At 47.3% G+C, this 16637-nt stretch carries 12 protein-coding genes and 1 tRNA gene; 6 read left to right on the top strand and 7 right to left on the bottom strand.

Translation table 11 applies throughout. The features are described from left to right. Positions 1-43 precede the first annotated feature (43 nt). Positions 44-577, top strand: coding sequence for a hypothetical protein (locus tag ACH3Y6_RS09925; RefSeq protein WP_490835448.1), 534 nt, complete (start codon positions 44-46; stop codon positions 575-577). Positions 578-2063: 1486 nt separating this feature from the next. Here ACH3Y6_RS09925 and ACH3Y6_RS09920 read toward each other — a convergent pair. Both ACH3Y6_RS09920 and ACH3Y6_RS09915 read right to left on the bottom strand, forming a co-directional pair. Then, a complete protein-coding gene (locus ACH3Y6_RS09920; RefSeq protein WP_490835447.1) occupies positions 2064-3116 on the bottom strand; it encodes a phosphotransferase enzyme family protein in 1053 nt (350 codons plus the stop codon). 15 nt (positions 3117-3131) lie between these two features. Continuing rightward, positions 3132-4487 (bottom strand): Gfo/Idh/MocA family protein, encoded by a 1356-nt coding sequence (locus ACH3Y6_RS09915; RefSeq protein ID WP_490835446.1) that lies wholly within the window; start codon positions 4485-4487, stop codon positions 3132-3134. A gap of 141 nt (positions 4488-4628) precedes the next feature. Between ACH3Y6_RS09915 and ACH3Y6_RS09910 the strand changes: the two genes are divergently transcribed. After that, positions 4629-5102, top strand: coding sequence for a 23S rRNA (pseudouridine(1915)-N(3))-methyltransferase RlmH (locus ACH3Y6_RS09910; protein ID WP_490835445.1), 474 nt, complete (start codon positions 4629-4631; stop codon positions 5100-5102). Between the two features lie 159 nt (positions 5103-5261). Next, positions 5262-5900 carry a rhomboid family intramembrane serine protease gene (locus tag ACH3Y6_RS09905; protein ID WP_490835444.1) on the top strand — a complete coding sequence of 213 codons (639 nt, stop codon included), beginning with the start codon at positions 5262-5264 and terminating at the stop codon, positions 5898-5900. On the opposite strand, the gene tilS is transcribed toward ACH3Y6_RS09905, so the two are convergent. The 3 genes from tilS to hutH form a co-directional block, all read right to left on the bottom strand. After that, positions 5888-7264 carry a tRNA lysidine(34) synthetase TilS gene (tilS, locus tag ACH3Y6_RS09900; protein ID WP_490835443.1) on the bottom strand — a complete coding sequence of 459 codons (1377 nt, stop codon included), beginning with the start codon at positions 7262-7264 and terminating at the stop codon, positions 5888-5890. The two genes, ACH3Y6_RS09905 and tilS, sit on opposite strands and share 13 nt — an antisense overlap. A 133-nt stretch (positions 7265-7397) precedes the next feature. After that, complete coding sequence (locus ACH3Y6_RS09895) at positions 7398-9059, bottom strand: glutamine--tRNA ligase/YqeY domain fusion protein (protein WP_490835442.1); 1662 nt, start codon at positions 9057-9059, stop codon at positions 7398-7400. Between the two features lie 786 nt (positions 9060-9845). Then, the gene (hutH, locus tag ACH3Y6_RS09890; protein ID WP_490835441.1) at positions 9846-11339 is read right to left on the bottom strand and encodes a histidine ammonia-lyase; all 1494 of its coding nucleotides are present in this window, start codon (positions 11337-11339) and stop codon (positions 9846-9848) included. 238 nt (positions 11340-11577) lie between these two features. On the opposite strand from hutH, the gene ACH3Y6_RS09885 reads away from it, so the two are divergent. From ACH3Y6_RS09885 to ACH3Y6_RS09875, 3 genes are all read left to right on the top strand, one after another. Continuing rightward, positions 11578-11654: transfer RNA gene (locus ACH3Y6_RS09885), tRNA-Arg, on the top strand. 354 nt (positions 11655-12008) lie between these two features. Beyond that, the gene (locus ACH3Y6_RS09880; protein ID WP_490835440.1) at positions 12009-12152 is read left to right on the top strand and encodes a hypothetical protein; all 144 of its coding nucleotides are present in this window, start codon (positions 12009-12011) and stop codon (positions 12150-12152) included. 49 nt (positions 12153-12201) lie between these two features. Beyond that, positions 12202-13224, top strand: a complete 1023-nt coding sequence (locus tag ACH3Y6_RS09875) for a hypothetical protein (protein WP_490835439.1) — start codon at positions 12202-12204, stop codon at positions 13222-13224. 293 nt (positions 13225-13517) lie between these two features. On the opposite strand, the gene ACH3Y6_RS09870 is transcribed toward ACH3Y6_RS09875, so the two are convergent. Continuing rightward, the gene (locus ACH3Y6_RS09870) at positions 13518-14099 is read right to left on the bottom strand and encodes a hypothetical protein (RefSeq protein ID WP_490835438.1); all 582 of its coding nucleotides are present in this window, start codon (positions 14097-14099) and stop codon (positions 13518-13520) included. A gap of 630 nt (positions 14100-14729) precedes the next feature. Then, positions 14730-16586 (bottom strand): PAS domain S-box protein, encoded by a 1857-nt coding sequence (locus ACH3Y6_RS09865; protein ID WP_490835437.1) that lies wholly within the window; start codon positions 16584-16586, stop codon positions 14730-14732. Positions 16587-16637: the final 51 nt, after the last annotated feature.

Genomic DNA, 16637 nt, shown 5'->3' with positions numbered 1-16637 from the left:
GATAAAAGTACTTGTTCCACCAACTCCGGCTGCTGCAACTGAAATGGGAGAAGCTGCACTTAATTTTAATACCGAAGCGTTAGAACCTATAGTGAAAGAAACAGCATTACTTGTACTATTTGCCAAAGTTGTGGACAACACTCCACCTACAGTAAGGACAACTGTGCTATCAAGTGAACAAGAAGTATTGATAAGTTTAGAACCGCTGGTACTGAACGCAGAATTGATAGTAAAATTATTTGATACCGTAAATTGCGCAATTTTGATAGACACCCCAAGCGTAGCGGGGGATGTATTACCTGAGGGAGATGCCGTATTCACTGTGAATGAAGATGCACTGATGGCACCTGGCCCCATAATCGTTATAGTTTCATTACCTTTTGTATTTCCTGTAATGGTAAATGAACCAGTCACAGTGAGACTGTTGCTGCTATTCACAATAAGTGTGGAAGAAGAAGTTGAATTACCAGGGTCCTTTGTTACAAGTGTATTACAGGTAAAAACCCCATCCACAATGATAAAAGCTCCATTTAATATTGTCACATCATCCCCCGAACCCACACCCTGGGAAGCATAAGCAATTGCCGTATTCGCAGACAGGGCACCTGCCGCCAATGTTAAAGCGGTATTGCTCTGAATGGATGCTACTGTACCAATGGTGACACCACCTGTTGTTTTAATGATATTTCCGACACTGATCTCTGTTGTAAAAGAAGTTCCGGAACCAGTTACCGTAGTACTATTGAGAGTTGTTGTTATGGTGCCCGTCCTGGTTGTATTGGGCCAGGCTGTTGCGCTCCAGCTACCGGTAGCATTACTGGTAATGGCTGCCGCCTGAACATGGGAAGCTCCAAGCAAAATAACTACAAAAGCAATCGCACAAGACAATGCAAAACGACGAGCCCGGACAAAACTTTGTCCCAACCGGTTAGAACTAAGTAATAGGCTTCTGTAGATCTTGTACATGTAACAGTCTTTCAAACGGCTTCTTTTTGTTTCTGAATATTTATCAGCAGCATAACAGGAAGGCATCCAATTCTATTGACTATCATCCAAAGCGAAGGAGAACTGCCTTGTCCGCAAATACCTGTTTTACACAATGCAAAAAAGGCATAACAATCCCTGTTATCTTTCCTGATTAAATCATTAGACAAATTTGTTATTTCCGTAGAAGGGAGTGTGTAATAAAATGTGCGAACCTTATCAACTAATCGTCGTATAAAGACTTCATGCAATTAAAAAATCGTCATTCAATTTTTTTAAATGACGATTTTTTAATAAAAAACGGCCTTCATGAAAAAATCAGAGGGATTCATGAAGAATATGGCATATAGCAATTTCTAAGCACTGTCGACTATATTTTTACATTTTGTAGTGCTTCACAGCGCCCACAAAAGGTTAGTTGCGCATTTATCGGAAAAGACAAAAAAGAAAAATATCAGAAAAACATCAGTGAAAAAACACGAATTATCAAAACAACGGAGGGGGATAATTAATGAGTGAATGAGAGGATGAGTGAATGAGTGAATGTTTTGATCGCTGCTGACTGCATATTCTGAGGAAGCAATGGGAATATTCTGGATTGTCGATCGTGAGTAGTCAGTGGGGAGTGTACTGGATACTGGATACTGGATGCTGGATGCTCATAGCTCGTGGCTCATAGCTCGTGGCTCATAGCTCGTGGCTCATAGCTGATTGCTGGAAATCAATGAGCGAATGAGTGCATGATAGAATGAGTGAATGTTTGGATGACTGCTAAACGCATGTTCAGGTGAAGGAATGGGGGGATGGGGTTGCTGGATACTGGATACTGGATGCTGGATACTGGATGCTCATAGCGCGTGGCTCATAGCTGATTGCTGGAAATCAATGAGCGAATGAGTGCATGATAGAATGAGTGAATGTTTTGATGACTACTAACCGCATGTTCAGGTGAAGGAATGGAGTTGCTGGATAGTATATACTGGATACTGGATACTGGATACTTGTTCCTTGATGCTTGTTCCTTGATGCTTGTTCCTTGTTCCTTGTTCCTTGTTCCTTGTTCCTTGTTCATCTGTTCATTACAGGTTGAGTTTTTGTTGCAAGGCGTTGAGCTTTTGCAGCAACACCACCTGATTGCCGGCTCTTACATAATTCTGGCCAGGATATCGGGCACCATAGTAGATATCGTTATTGATGTGGTCCGCCAGGAAACGGATGGCTTGCATATAGATCATGAACTGACCTGCATAAAAGAATGCCTGCTTCTCCTGGGAAGACAACTCCTCTCCCATCTCCTGCCGATAGCCTTTTACAATGGCATGGTACATGTCTTCCCGAACATCTATGCGGGAGAAGTCCTTTTCCTCCTCACTCACGGTGGGCAGGTAGGTCCGCATCATGTCCCCCACATCACTGATAAAATGACCCGGCATGACCGTATCAAGATCTATCACGCAAAGGGCTTTGTCTGCCTCATTGAACAGCACATTACTGATCTTGGTATCATGGTGGGTGACCCTGACCTTGAATTGCGCATCCTGTTGTATGGACACATACCTGTCTACCAGGTGCGATTGTTCTTTCAGGTATTGGATCAGTTCGGCCGATTCCCTTATCCTGTCGGCATTACCGGTTTCCAGCGCCTGCAGAAACTGCCGGTAGCGGAGAGAAAGATCATGAAAACCGGGAATGGTGGTGTGCAAACTGCGGGCATCGAAACCAGCCAGCAGGCGGGTGAACTTTCCAAACTGCCTGGCCGCTTCAAAAGCCTGTTCGGCAGAAGTGGCTACGGCTTTGGAATGCGAACCCGGAACAAAAGGAAACAGGCGGAACGAGCCACCATTGTCTCCTTCTACGGTGATCAGTTGTTGACCATTACGGGCCACCACAGGTGCCACAAAAAAATAGCCTGGTGCCTGTTCTGCCAGGTAAGCGGCAATACGGCTGATATTGTCTGCAATCGCTTCGGGATCCTTGAACACGTTGGTATTGATCCTTTGCAGGATGTATTTTTTACCCTGCTGTTCAACTGTCCAGGTGTGGTTGATCAATCCCGTACCAAAAGCTTTGATCACGGTATCTGACTCTGTCAGTCCATAGGCAGCTAAGACCTGTTGTGGTATTCCCATCATCCGTCCGTTTCTAACTTAATAATCAGCCCCCAGTGCAAACACGGGTTTGCGGTACATCCACTGTCCGCCTGTGAAATCAGGGAATTCAATGGTCTGGTTGCCCAGTTCGATCGATCTTTCACTCAAGGGTGTGATGGCGCTCCAGGTGGCGGCATCGTATACATCCAACGGTGTGGCTGTCTGTCGTTTGATGGATTCCACAAATGCATGGATCACAAAAAAGTCCATACCGCCATGACCGGCTCCGGCAGTCTCCTTGCTCCAGCGCTGCCACAGCGGGTGATCGTATTTATCCAGCCAGGCTTTGGCATCATCCCACTGGTGCGCTTTGGCGGATTTGCCTTCTATATAAATGCCCTTGTTCACATCCATCCACAGACCTTCGGTACCCTGCACACGGAAGCCCAGTGAATAAGGCCTTGGCAGATTCGTATCGTGCTGCAGCAACACGGTCTCACCATTCACGCAGTTGATGGAGGTGGTCACCACATCGCCCAGTTTGAAATTCACTTTGGCATTGGGATGGTTCTCTCCCCCTTTCTTCACCACATAATCATGCAGCCCTCTTGCCTTGGAGGAAAAAGAACAGATCGAATGGAAACGATTACCGCGGTTGATGTTGATATAGTTCGCAATCGGTCCGATACCATGGGTAGGATACAGATCCCCATTCCGGTGTACAGAATGTTCGGTTCTCCAGTGTGCTTCAGAATATCCTTTCTCACCGAATTCCACGCCATGTCCATACGTGTTAACACCATCATTGAATTTCACTTCACGCAGGTCGTGCTGGTAACCTCCCTGTAAGTGAATGAGTTCACCGAATAATCCCTGGCGCACCATATTCAATACCGCCATCACATCGCGGCGATAGCACACATTCTCCAGCATCATCACATGCGCTTTGTGGTGTTCGGCGGCTTTCACCACATCCCAGTGATCCTCCAGCGTAATACCGATCATCACTTCAGAGCCCACATATTTGATACCCGCATCCAGCGAGCCGATAATCATTTCTTTATGCCATTCCCAGGGTGTGGCAATCACCACTGCATCCAGTTTGGTCTTCTCCACCATTTTTTTCCAGGCATAGTTATCACCTGTAAAGACTTCCGGCATGGTTTTACCCGATTTACTCACCATTTCCTTTGCCGCCTGTAAAGCCCTGGGTTCAATATCACAAATAGCCACTACATCCACATCACTGCGGCGCAGCAACAGATCAAGATGACTGACCCCGCGGGCTCCGGTGCCGATCAGTGCCATTCTTACTTTGGTCTCAGGTGTGCGGGCAAACAGGTTCATACCGGGCAATACCGCCATAGCTGCGGCTGCCATACCGGTGGTGCGTACAAATTCTTTACGGTTCATGGTGGGTGTTCATTAGATAATTAGCGATCGGTTAAAGTCCCATCCCTGATGGATGGGGCACCTAAGATAAATAAGACGGCTGATAAAACCGTGCACTTATTTATGTTCCATAATGACGAATGCTTTGTTTATTTTTAGCGCATGAAAATGCAATTCTGGTCGGTAGGAAAAGCGCATGAACCCTATGCAAAAACAGGCATTGAGGAATTCACCAAAAGGCTGAATAATTATTTTCCTGCTGATTGGCTCATCATCGCTCCACCCAAAAATGCAGGGACCTTATCGGAAGCAGAACTGAAAAAAGCGGAAGCCATTACCATTTTATCACAATTGCAAAAAGACGATCACCTGGTATTGCTGGATGAGAGAGGTAAAAACCTCAGTTCCCCCGAACTGGCGCAATGGATCCAGCAACGGGCCAATACCGGCACCAAACGCATCATCTTCCTGATTGGAGGAGCTTTTGGTGTGGATGAACGCGTGACCCAACGGGCCGATATGGTCTGGAGCCTCTCACGACTGGTATTCCCACACATGCTGGTACGATTGATCCTTGCCGAACAGGTATACCGCGCCTGCACCATCTTACGTAACGAGAAATACCACCATAGTTAGCGACCCCTTCTCTGCGAAACCTCTGCCTCTCCCGTTCTCTGCGGTTGGATGAAACTTGCACCAACCGCAGAGAACAAGAGAACAGGGAGGTTACGCAGAGAGTACTGATCAGCTGAATATTTAATGTATCCCTCACACAGAATTTACTAAATTGCCTGTATGCTTACCATTACCCTGATCATCCTGCTCCTAACCTGCGTGATCTCATTTACCGCTTTTTCGAATGAAAAAGTCATCAATGATCTCATCTTTTATCCAACCGCCATCACCAATCATAACCAGTGGTACCGGTTCATCACCTGTGGTTTCATACATGCCGATTTCATGCACCTGGCATTTAACATGTATACTTTTTACCTGTTTGGCGGCATGGTGGAGCAGGCTTTTACCATGATCTACGGAGACATGGGTAAGGCTTTGTATATCATTATGTACCTCACATCACTGGTGGTATGCCTGCTGCCCACTTATTTCGCGCACCGGAACAATTATTATTACCGGAGCCTGGGTGCATCCGGCGCCGTATCGGCAGTGATCTTTATCGGTATCTTCCTGTATCCTACCATGGGCATGGGTATCTTCCCCATTCCCTTCCATATTCCGGCATTCATCTTCGGGCCCTTGTACCTGGGAATATCCGCCTATCTCGCCAAAAGAGGACATGGCAATATCAACCATTCTGCGCATATCTGGGGCGCCGTTTATGGCATTGTGTTCCTGGTGATCACCAGCCAGTTCCTGAGCGAATTCAGACCTGTTGGCAGATTTGTGGAGGAAGTGGCGAATTATTTCCGGTAAGAGACTTGCAGGAGTTTTTGGGTCTTATCCGTAACCCGAAAACGGTTATCGATGCGGTACCCGACCACCCAAAGAATCCGTTGGTCGCTCTCCAGCACCCATACCTGTTCCTTTTCCGTACGCGATAATTTCAGGTCGATCAGGAATTTGCTGAGTTTCTTTTTCTTCTGCATACCCAGCGGATAAAAATAATCCCCTGTTCTCCATTTGCGCAGCAGCAATGGGAAACGGATGTTCGTGGCATCAAGAGATACCTCAAGAAGTGAATGAGTGAATGAGTGAGTGAGTGAATGAGTGAATGTGAGGGTGCCTGCTTCGAAGACGATCTCGGGTTGGTCTGCTGGTATGGATATATGTTGTGCGGTCTGCGGGGTATTGGGCGCAATGATCATCCAGTTGCGGTTGCGGATGATGCGGTGCGTGGCCGATGCCTGGAAGCCACCGTTCTCGCCATCCAGTAAACGGATCACTTCTGCTGTCTGACCTGCCTGGAACCCGAAGTTCCGGATCAGTTCCCAGGTCAACGTATGCAGGGGCCGAATCTTTTTCCATTTCAGGATGGGCACATGCCATTCTGTTCCCTTGGGTTCGAGAAGGTCATTCACTGTACGATCGACCGATTGCTGGTAGATCATCTCCACTTCCCGGAAACGTTCAATATTATGCAGCAGGTTCTCATCAGCCTGCGGATACACTTCCCGGATCTGTGGCAACAACTGGTTACGGAAATAATTGCGGGTGTACTTATCGGAAGCATTGGAGGAGTCTTCCACAAAATCAAGTCCCTGGTCAGCCGCATAGGCCAGCAAGGCATGCTTCCGGAACGGCAACAAAGGCCTGATCAGCCTGCGCGACTTCAACTCAGGTTGTATACCCGCCAGTCCCTGTATGCCCGTGCCTCTGAAAAAATGCATCAGTACGGTCTCTATATTATCATCGGCGTGATGTGCCGTAACCATGTAATAGTTGGCTGTGGCTGTTATCTTAGAACGATCTGCATCCGTTCCGGTCCATTCCCGGATGATCTCACTGAACCAGTGATACCTGAGCTCCCTGGCAGCTTCCTGGATGGCGCATTTCTGTTCGGCAGCGTATTGTTTGGTATCGAAGTGTTTGACCAGTAACTCCTTCCCGTATCTCACGGCAAGTGCCCGCACAAATTGCTCATCCCGCTCACTCTCCTCTCCCCGTAACTGAAAATTGGCATGGGCCATCGTGAAAGCAAACCCCATCCTGTGCAACAGGTCTGTCAGCACCACACTATCCACCCCACCACTCACCCCCAGCAACAGCCGTACATTAGCCGGCAACAATTGCGGGAACTGTTGTCTCCAGTGTTGTTGAAAGGAAGGTAATAGGTCCATAGCTGTATGGCGATTGGGTGGTTGGTCTTTGGTCTTTAGCTTTTTTTCACCGCAGAGCCGCAGAGTGCAGAGAGTTTACGCAGAGAAATCCACTTCATCATTCATCATTCCTTGTTCATCTGTTCAACATTCCCTAGCTTTTCTTCACTTCCTTCGCCCATCCGTCTTTTAAAGTCACTGTCCTGTTGAAGACCAGTTTATCGGTGCTGCTGTCTTTGTCGAGACAGAAGTATCCTTTGCGGATAAACTGGTAGCGGTCATCCGGTGTATCGTTGAGCAAGGCAGGCTCTGCATAGGCATTCGCGAGTACGGTGAGGGAATCTTCGTTGATATGGTCTTTGAAATCGCCTTCAGCATTGGCCACGTCTTCCACTTTGAAGAGACGGTCGTACAGACGCACTTCTGCGGTAACAGCGTGTTGTACGCTTACCCAATGCAATGTGCCTTTCACATGGATACCCGAAGTATCGGAACCACTTTTGCTCTCGGGGATATAGGTACATTTCACTTCTGTAATGTTTCCGGCTGCATCTTTCACCACTTCCTCGCAGCGGATGATATAAGCGCTTTTCAGGCGCACCATCTGACCCGGAGCCAGCCTGAAATATTTCTTGGGCGGGTTCTCCATGAAATCTTCCCGCTCAATATACAGTTCCCTGCTGAAAGGAATTTCGCGGTGACCGGCATTGGGATCTTCGGGATTGTTCTCGCTCTGCAGAAATTCTTCTCCTTCGGGATAATTGGTGATCACCACTTTCAGCGGATCGAACACCACCATCCTGCGCAGGGCGATCCTGTTCAGGTGTTCGCGCACACAGAATTCGAGCAGCCCCACATCGATCAGGTTCTCACGTTTGGCCACGCCGATACGGTCACAGAATTCGCGGATCGCTTCCGCAGGGTATCCTCTCCTGCGCATACCACTGATGGTAGACATGCGCGGATCATCCCAACCCGTCACATGGCTTTCATTTACCAGTTGCAGCAGTTTGCGTTTGCTCATGATGGTATAAGTCATGTTCAAACGTGCAAACTCATATTGGTGTGAGGGGAAGATCTCCAGTTTCTCGATGCACCAGTCGTACAGGTCGCGGTGTGGGATGAATTCCAGCGTACAGATTGAGTGGGTGATGTTCTCGATTGCATCACTTTGTCCGTGCGCAAAATCATACATCGGGTAAATGCACCAGTTATCGCCGGTGCGGTGATGATGTGCGTGTTTGATGCGGTACAGGATCGGATCGCGCAGCAGCATATTGGGCGAAGCCATATCAATGCGGGCACGCAATACTTTGGATCCATCCGCATATTTTCCGGCACGCATGTCTGCGAACAGCTGCAGGTTCTCCTCTATGCCTCTTTCGGCATAACGGTTACGTGTTCCCGGTATGGTGGGGGTACCTTTCTGTTCAGCGATTTCTTCACTGGTGCTGTCATCCACATAGGCCAGCCCTTTTTTGATCAGGGTCACTGCAAACACATATAACTGTTCAAAATAGTCAGAGGCATAGAACTCGTTGGCCCATTCAAAACCCAGCCAGCGAACATCGTCTTTGATGCTTTCCACGTATTCGGTCTCTTCAGTGGTGGGGTTGGTATCGTCAAAACGCAGGTTGGTTTTGCCGCCGTATTTCCTGGCAAGTCCGAAATTCAGACAGATACTCTTGGCATGCCCGATATGCAGGTAACCATTCGGTTCCGGCGGGAATCGGGTAACGATGGATTTGTATTTTCCAGTCTTCAGATCCTCTTCTACGATCTCTTCGATAAAATTCAGGCTCTTTTCTTCGCTCATTGCTATGCTTTCTTAGGTCTGCAAAGGTAAGGGATTGGGGGATTGGTGGGGTGGCGCATTGGCGAGTTGCGCATTAGCGCATTGGTTGGTTGGCATATTGGCAGAGCATCTTGTTGGCAGGCAGGTGCTGTTCACCGCGGAGCCGCGGAGGACGGGGAGGGATCGCGGAGGGTTGAACGGATCGCGTTGCTGCGGAAAGCTATGGCCTGACGACTCAACGAAACAGGAAGGCTGTTCCAATCACGGAAATAATTCTATGATAATGACTTATATAGCAAGGATACCTTGCCGAAATGCATTAAATAAATATAAAATACTTATAAGTAGAAGATAATCAAAAGATTACAAGCCTTTCTTTTATATTCCTTCTCTATTGCTTCGTTATTCCTTCGTCCTCTCTATACCATTTTACTACCCTTTTTCCACCTGTTCTTCGCCCTTTCTTCGCTTTTTACGCTGATTTACTGGCCGCAGAGCGAAGAAAAGGCGAAGCGGAGGCGAAGAAAGTATGAATTGAGTAAAAGGAAAGAACAAACAAAAGGCGAGAAACTGGATGTTGGATGCTGGATACTGGATGCTGGATACTGGATGCTGGATGCTGGATACTGGATACTGGATACTGGATGCTGGATGCTGGATGCTGGATACTGGATGCTGGATACTGGATGCTGGATACTGGATACTGGATGCTGGATACTGGATGCTGGATACTGGATGCTCGCAGCTCAAGGCTCATAGCTCATAACTCAAAACACCCCTCTGATCAAAGAAATCTAAACAAACCCCCTACTGCACAAATTTTCTCACAAACCCGATCGCGGCAACCATGTCATCGTGGAGGAGACGGTCGGCTTCGTTGAAGGGGATTATCTGGCGGAAGGAGGACATGAGCTGTTCCAGTTTGAGTGAGGAACGTTGGGGGCGTCTGAATTCCAATGCTTGCGCGGCGCTTAATAATTCTATGGCCAATACCTTTTCTACGTTCTGCATGACCCGGTAACACTTGGTGGCGGCATTGGCGCCCATGCTCACATGGTCTTCCTGGTTATTGGAAGAGGAGATGCTGTCAACAGAAGCTGGCGTACAGAGTTGTTTGTTCTCGCTCACGATACCCGCCGCCGTGTATTGGGGGATCATGAATCCTGAGTTCAGTCCCGCATCTTTCACCAGGAACAGGGGCAGGCCACGCTGGCCGCTGATGAGCTGGTAGGTCCTTCTTTCGGAGATATTGGCGATCTCGCTCATGGCAATGGCCAGGTAATCCAGCGATAATGCCAGGGGCTGTCCATGAAAATTACCGCCGCTCACGATCAGGTCCTCCTCGGGGAACACATTGGGGTTATCGGTCACTGAATTGATCTCGCGCACAAAGACATCGAGGATATGGTCGAATGCATCCTTACTGGCACCGTGTACCTGGGGTATGCAACGGAAAGAATAAGGATCCTGTACCTGGGCCTTTGCCTGGCTGGTTATGGCACTGCCCTGCAGATGCTCCAGCAGCACCCTGGCCGTGGTCACCTGCCCTTTATGGGCCCGCAGGGCATGGATATGGGGGTTCAGCGGCTCTGTAATGCAGTCAAACGCATCGAACGACAGGGCACTGATCAGATCGGCCATCTGCAGCAGGTGTTCGGCCTGTTTCAGGCAGTACATTCCGTAGGCGCTCATGAACTGGGTTCCGTTGATCAGGGCCAGTCCCTCTTTGCTCTGCAGTTGAATGGGCTGCCAGCCGAATAACTGCATGGCTTCGGCTGCGGGCATTTTACGGCCCTGGTGGTATACTTCGCCCAGGCCCAGCAAGGGCAGGCTCAGGTGACTGAGCGGCGCCAGGTCGCCGGAAGCACCCAGCGAGCCCTGGGTATAGATCACGGGCAATACATCGTTGTTGTACATGTCCATCAGCCGGATCACCGTATCGATCTGCACACCGCTGTTACCATAACTGAGTGATTTGATCTTGAGCATCAGCATCAGTTTCACAATATCGCGGGGAACCTCCTCTCCCAGTCCGCAGGCATGCGAGACCACCAGGTTGTATTGCAGCTGTTCTATCTGGCTTCCGTCTATCTTCACATTCTGTAAAAAACCAAAGCCGGTGTTGATGCCATAATACAGGCGATCCTTATCTTCCATTTTGGCATCCAGATAGTTGCGGCAGGCCAGTATGCGTTCGTGGGCATCGAAAGTGATGGAGACCTTCTGGTCAAAATCCAGCAGGTGTTTGACCTGCGAAAAATGCAGCCATTTCCGGTCAAGCGGAAGATAGTTATAACTCATTCGGCAATCGTTTCAACAAAGTAAAGTGATTTCAGCTTACCGGCATTTCCGAGTAGGAAAATGCCCGCTAAGGCGCAAAGACGCGGTGCCTGGATGGAAAAAGCGGTTGAAAACCCCTACCCACGCTTCCCGCTTGGTTCTGAACCTTTTTTTCCCTTATTTTGCAGCCCTGTTCAAGGCACAATGGTGAGTATCATTTTGAATTTTGCATTTTGAATTTTGCATTTTGCCTTAAAACGGACCGGTAGCTCAGCTGGATAGAGCAGCTGCCTTCTAAGCAGCAGGTCATTGGTTCGAATCCAATCCGGTTCACCAGTAGTAAATGAGAAGCCTTGTAAGTCAAAAACTTATGAGGCTTTTTTCTTTAAGGGGTAAACATTTCTGCCTCCACAGAGTTCGCTTAAGCACTTCCATACCGACAGTCTCCGCAGACGTCTCTCGAAGAGGACGCTGCGGATTACGGAGTGCTTCATATCTATTTTAAGCAAACACTGTTTCAAACGATTTTGCAACTGCTTCTAATCCGCAGAGTCCCCCTCCGGGGAGACTTCTGCGGAGAACGATTACTAAAAAGAGACGCTTCAGAAAATGAGGTTCTTCAATACTTAGCATAATTTCGAAATATTATTATATTTAAAGAAATTATATCCCAACTATTCGAATCTGCCTATGAAATGCCACGAAGCCAATTCAATGAGCCTCACTCCGATCCCTGGATCTGCATCGATCCTTCACCCGATCGTAAGACCAACAGGCAACCAGGTTCGGCCAACAGGCAGAAGAGAACAGAAAACCAGCAAGTGGCCCATCTGATTTTCGCTTGTAGCAAACCGTCCCACCCCTACTCATCAAATCAAAGAACATGTTGAAAAAGATACTGGTATCCTGTATTTTCTGTTTTTCCGTACTGGCAACACAGGCGCAAAACAATGCCAATGAAGCGAAGGCTGCCTACCTGCTGGCAGAAGATAGTTATGGAAAAGGGGACTATAAAGCTGCACTGGAATTCCTGCAGCAGGCATGCGAGGCGCTTGGGGGCAGCAATTGTAAAGTGTTGTACCTGCAGATCATGGCCACACGTGAGCTGTACGCAAAGGATACCAGCAAAAACAACCAGCTACTGTCCCTGATCCTGGAATTTGAGAAAAGCCCCGACTATGCGAACTTCAACGAGGAGAAATCCCTGGAGATAAGCAAACTGAAGCTACTGGTCAAAGGAGAACAGAAAGCTGCCAGGGAAGAACAAAACAGGCTGGCAGAACTCAAGATCGCCAGGGAAAGAAGGATCGATTCAATAGCGAAGGCAAGAACACCGTCGCAAAAAACATTCTTCATCAATAAGATAACGGAGAATGGACTGTTCAAATTCAATATTACGCTGGATGAACTGGACAAAGCCGAACCGAAATGGAAAGTAAAAAAATGGACAGTAGAAAAACTATCGTCGACCGTAGATCTGTATCACCACCCGGAATTGTATTTCAATGCTGCTGATTTCCCATTCCCCAATGGCCCAAAAGCACCCTTCCATGACGGCCATATCGTTGGTGTATACGTAAAAGAGGGGAAAATCATTGGCTATTATGTGCTACATTATTTCAATAATGTTAGCGGTGCAACGAATTTGTACAAGTGGCTTGTGGGAAAGATCAATTCTGACATCAAATTATTTTCAGCTATGCATCAGCTCGATCCCATCACAACTTCTTTCAGCATCACAGGAGCAACCGCCAACCGCTATCTGTGGGCTGAAGGCAAGTACGGCTACCTGTACGAGGAAATACATTACCCGAAAGGTGGCGGCGGTGTTGTAAAAGTAGTAGAGACCTACTTTTACAACACAACGGAAAAAGAAACCAGTTCCTACCATCCGGCGGAGAAATGATCTTGTGCAAGTAGTCTCCGCAAGGGTCTCTCGAAGAGGACCCTGCGGCTTACGGAGGAACACTTACTCATTTTTAACAAATACTGCTTCAAACGATTTATAACTGCTTCTGATCCGCAGTCCCCCCTCCGGGGAGACTTCTGCGGAGAACGATCATGAAAAGGGCACTCAGAAATTGAGGGCTTTTGTTTATTGGTTAAGTGTGGTAATCCAATCTTAACCAATATGGGTGGTTCTTTGGAACCACCCTTTTCCCTCATCTCCTGATACTTTAGTCGGACATTAGTGATAATCTATTTTGTTTTTTCAAGATGGATTTGAAAACCTATGGCTGTCTGAAATCCAGAAGTGGCATTCCTGCCATCTGACGGTTTATCATGGAAGTAACCAAGCGTAAATTCAAGCCCCACACTTGAGTTAAAATAAATGACTGGGCCAGCTAAAATTGAAAATCGGTTAAAATGAAAAGTATTAGCTGAAATATCAGGTCTTGCACTTCCGAAAGAATAACTGGTCTCAACTAACAGGTTTACTATCTCCTGTGTTTTTTTGAGAAAATAATATCTAGCAAAGGGGCCAACACTCCAATAATTTGAGCTGCCTTCACCTCTCGCTCCTGAAGCATCTTTATAGTGTTGTTTATTAGATTGAAGAGTTGTTCTGACACCTATTGGAAATTTCGGAAGAATAAAATACCCAGCAGTTGCCGAAAATTGGAAATCGGACGTTTTGATTTCCGCGGTTTGGTTTTGATAATATTTACTGGAATTGTATCCTAAACTTCCACCTACCATCCAATCACTCTTCCCAAGCTGGCATAAAGCAGTACTTGTAATTAAGAGACCGATAAATAAAATAAATACCGACTTTTTCATAGTTGATTATTGAATTTTAAATGGATTTTATTCGAATCATGAAGTGAGTAAAGAATCTATTTAAAAGACGAGAGCTAATAAATAAAACAAATTCAGAACAATTCATGCTATATGACTGTATGAATAAATGTACTCCATCTAAAAAGATGATTACACTACTGTTTTTCATATAACCGAAATTCGATCGCATTTAGTTCTACACGACAGGATAAATTGGCTGATTAAACCAATAAAATTCTGAAATATATTTTCTTGAAGTCCTGTATTGCTCAGGGTCTGGCAAGTTAAGATCCAAAACAAAATACTGTATAAAAGGGGGCTGTGTTATTAATAATGAAGGTAGGCAGTTTTGAATTTAAAATTTCAGAAACAGAACTTTTTACTGGAACCCTTCCGAATCAGACAGTCCCCGCAGGGTCTCTCGAAGAGGACCCTGCGGCTTACGGAGAGCTACTTACTCACTTTTAACAAACACCGTTTCAAACGATTTTATAACTGCTCCTAATCCGCAGAGTCCCCCCTCCGGGGAGACTTCTGCGGAGAACGATCATGAAAAGAAAGAAACTGGCAGTAGCTTCTTAAGTTCGTCTACCCTCACTCCCCCATCGATCATTGATAAACCGCCCATCATCAATAATACAGTCGAATCGAGAACTCCGTTTGTTTACTCGGCTCACTACGTAAACGCAGTTTGCCGCCATGGAGGTCGATGAATTTCTTAATGATCACCAGTCCAAGGCCCGTTCCGGGAATATGTTCTGCATTGGCGCCCCTGAAAAAAGAAATGAACATTTTCTCCTGGTCACCCGCCTCAATACCCATTCCATAATCCCTGACAAGGATCTCAAAATGGTGTTTCTCAAACAGCACTTCAATTTCCGGGGCCGGTGCATTGGGCGAATATTTGATGGCGTTGGAAATCATATTATCCATGACATGCGTCATCAGGAATTCATCGATCATCACATGCCGCTCCGTTCCTTTACTGGTTAAACGGATCACCCGATCGTCCTGTTTTGTGAGATGGTGTCTGTCGATACAATGTTGTATCAGCGACAGGATCGACACTTCCTGTTTATTCACGCGGATACTGCCGCTGTTCACTTTGCCAATGGTAATGAGGTCTGCGATTACATTGATGAGCCGGTCGATCTCCTTATCCATGATCTCCAGGCGCTGCCCCAGTTTTTCGGGCAGGGTGATATCCAGTTGCTGCAGATACAGCTGAAACAGCTCGATGCTGGTGCGGAAGATGGTGAGCGGTGTACGGAACTCATGCGATACCATGTTCACGAACTCGTTCTGTATCTTGTTCAGGTTACGCTCTTCTTTCAGCGCCTCACTGTCCGATATGTCGATGGCTGATACGGAGATATGGGTGGGTACACCGTTCTCGTTCCGGTGCATCAGCAAGACCAGCCAGATGGTGATCTCCTTTCCGTCATGGGTCTTGATGCGGTTGGACCCCGCCCAGGAGCCTTCCGCCAGTAAGATCTTCAGTCGCTCTTCCAGTGAGAAGCGTGCATCCAGCACCGGGATATCTGCGATACTGATGGTATTCACATCTGTTATATCGCTCACACCCAGGGCTTTCCGCATGGCCCTGTTCATGAAAGTGAACTTAAAATTGAGATCAAATGTGGCGAAAAACGCCTCTGTGTTATCCAGTATGTCGATCAGCGCTTCCTGTTTCTGCACCAGAGACCTTCTTTCATTGGTAATATCCGTGAACGTGCAGATCACATGGTCGAATTCACCATTCAGGTCAAACTGCGGTTCTGCATTCACCAACAGCCAGGAGCGATCCTTTGTTCTGGGGCGATACACGCCCATGACCACATCGCGCACCGGTCTCTGTGTGGCAATGGCCACCGGTACCGGGTGCTCTGAACCCGGGAAATCCGTGCCATCGCTATGGATCACATTCCAGTCGGGATCGAATGAGGTTTTGCCCAGCAACTGGTCTTCGGTGAGCCCGAGCATTTCCAATGCCGCATCATTCGATACCGTGATGCGTGAGTCCTTCTCCTGCTTCAGTACCCCGATCTTGAGGTTCTTGATCAGCGACTGGTAATGTTTTTCGCTGTTCAGCAGCTGTTCTTCCTGTTTTTTATGGTCGGTAATATCTCTTCCTATTGCATAGATCTCACTGGCCAGTTCATCCCATATAAAATCCCAGACCATATAGATCTGTGCCCCATCCTTGCGCAGGATCCGGTTCTCAAAACCATTCTTTCTTTTAGAAGTGGGAACAGCAAAAAATACCTCCTGCGTAGCTTCCCTGTCAGCCTCGTGTACGATATCAAAGATGGAGCCGCCTATCAGTTCCTGCTGCGTATACCCCAGGATCGCAGCAGCAGCTTTGTTCACCGATCTCCGTTCACCTTCTATGGTCACAATGGCAATAATATCGGATGACAGGTCTAATATCCTGTTCAGTTCGATCTGCTGCCTGTTATCCTCCGGCCCCTGTTTCTGTTGCTCCATTCACTGATGTTTTACCCTTAACGGTTAAGCGGGTCCGCAAAGGTAATCTTC

The organism is Sediminibacterium sp. FW305-C-269 (genome assembly GCF_058231045.1).
Note: the sequence above shows the minus strand (reverse complement) of the source record. Positions and strands in the feature narration are given on the sequence as shown.

Bases quoted from the DNA above. Each gene is read 5' to 3' on its own strand.
- ACH3Y6_RS09925 (WP_490835448.1), top strand. From the start codon at position 44: ATGGGAGAAGCTGCACTTAATTTTAATACCGAAGCGTTAGAACCTATA.
- ACH3Y6_RS09920 (WP_490835447.1), bottom strand. From the start codon at position 3,116: ATGATGGGAATACCACAACAGGTCTTAGCTGCCTATGGACTGACAGAG.
- ACH3Y6_RS09915 (WP_490835446.1), bottom strand. From the start codon at position 4,487: ATGAACCGTAAAGAATTTGTACGCACCACCGGTATGGCAGCCGCAGCT.
- ACH3Y6_RS09910 (WP_490835445.1), top strand. From the start codon at position 4,629: ATGAAAATGCAATTCTGGTCGGTAGGAAAAGCGCATGAACCCTATGCA.
- ACH3Y6_RS09905 (WP_490835444.1), top strand. From the start codon at position 5,262: ATGCTTACCATTACCCTGATCATCCTGCTCCTAACCTGCGTGATCTCA.
- tilS (WP_490835443.1), bottom strand. From the start codon at position 7,264: ATGGACCTATTACCTTCCTTTCAACAACACTGGAGACAACAGTTCCCG.
- ACH3Y6_RS09895 (WP_490835442.1), bottom strand. From the start codon at position 9,059: ATGAGCGAAGAAAAGAGCCTGAATTTTATCGAAGAGATCGTAGAAGAG.
- hutH (WP_490835441.1), bottom strand. From the start codon at position 11,339: ATGAGTTATAACTATCTTCCGCTTGACCGGAAATGGCTGCATTTTTCG.
- ACH3Y6_RS09880 (WP_490835440.1), top strand. From the start codon at position 12,009: ATGAAATGCCACGAAGCCAATTCAATGAGCCTCACTCCGATCCCTGGA.
- ACH3Y6_RS09875 (WP_490835439.1), top strand. From the start codon at position 12,202: ATGTTGAAAAAGATACTGGTATCCTGTATTTTCTGTTTTTCCGTACTG.
- ACH3Y6_RS09870 (WP_490835438.1), bottom strand. From the start codon at position 14,099: ATGAAAAAGTCGGTATTTATTTTATTTATCGGTCTCTTAATTACAAGT.
- ACH3Y6_RS09865 (WP_490835437.1), bottom strand. From the start codon at position 16,586: ATGGAGCAACAGAAACAGGGGCCGGAGGATAACAGGCAGCAGATCGAA.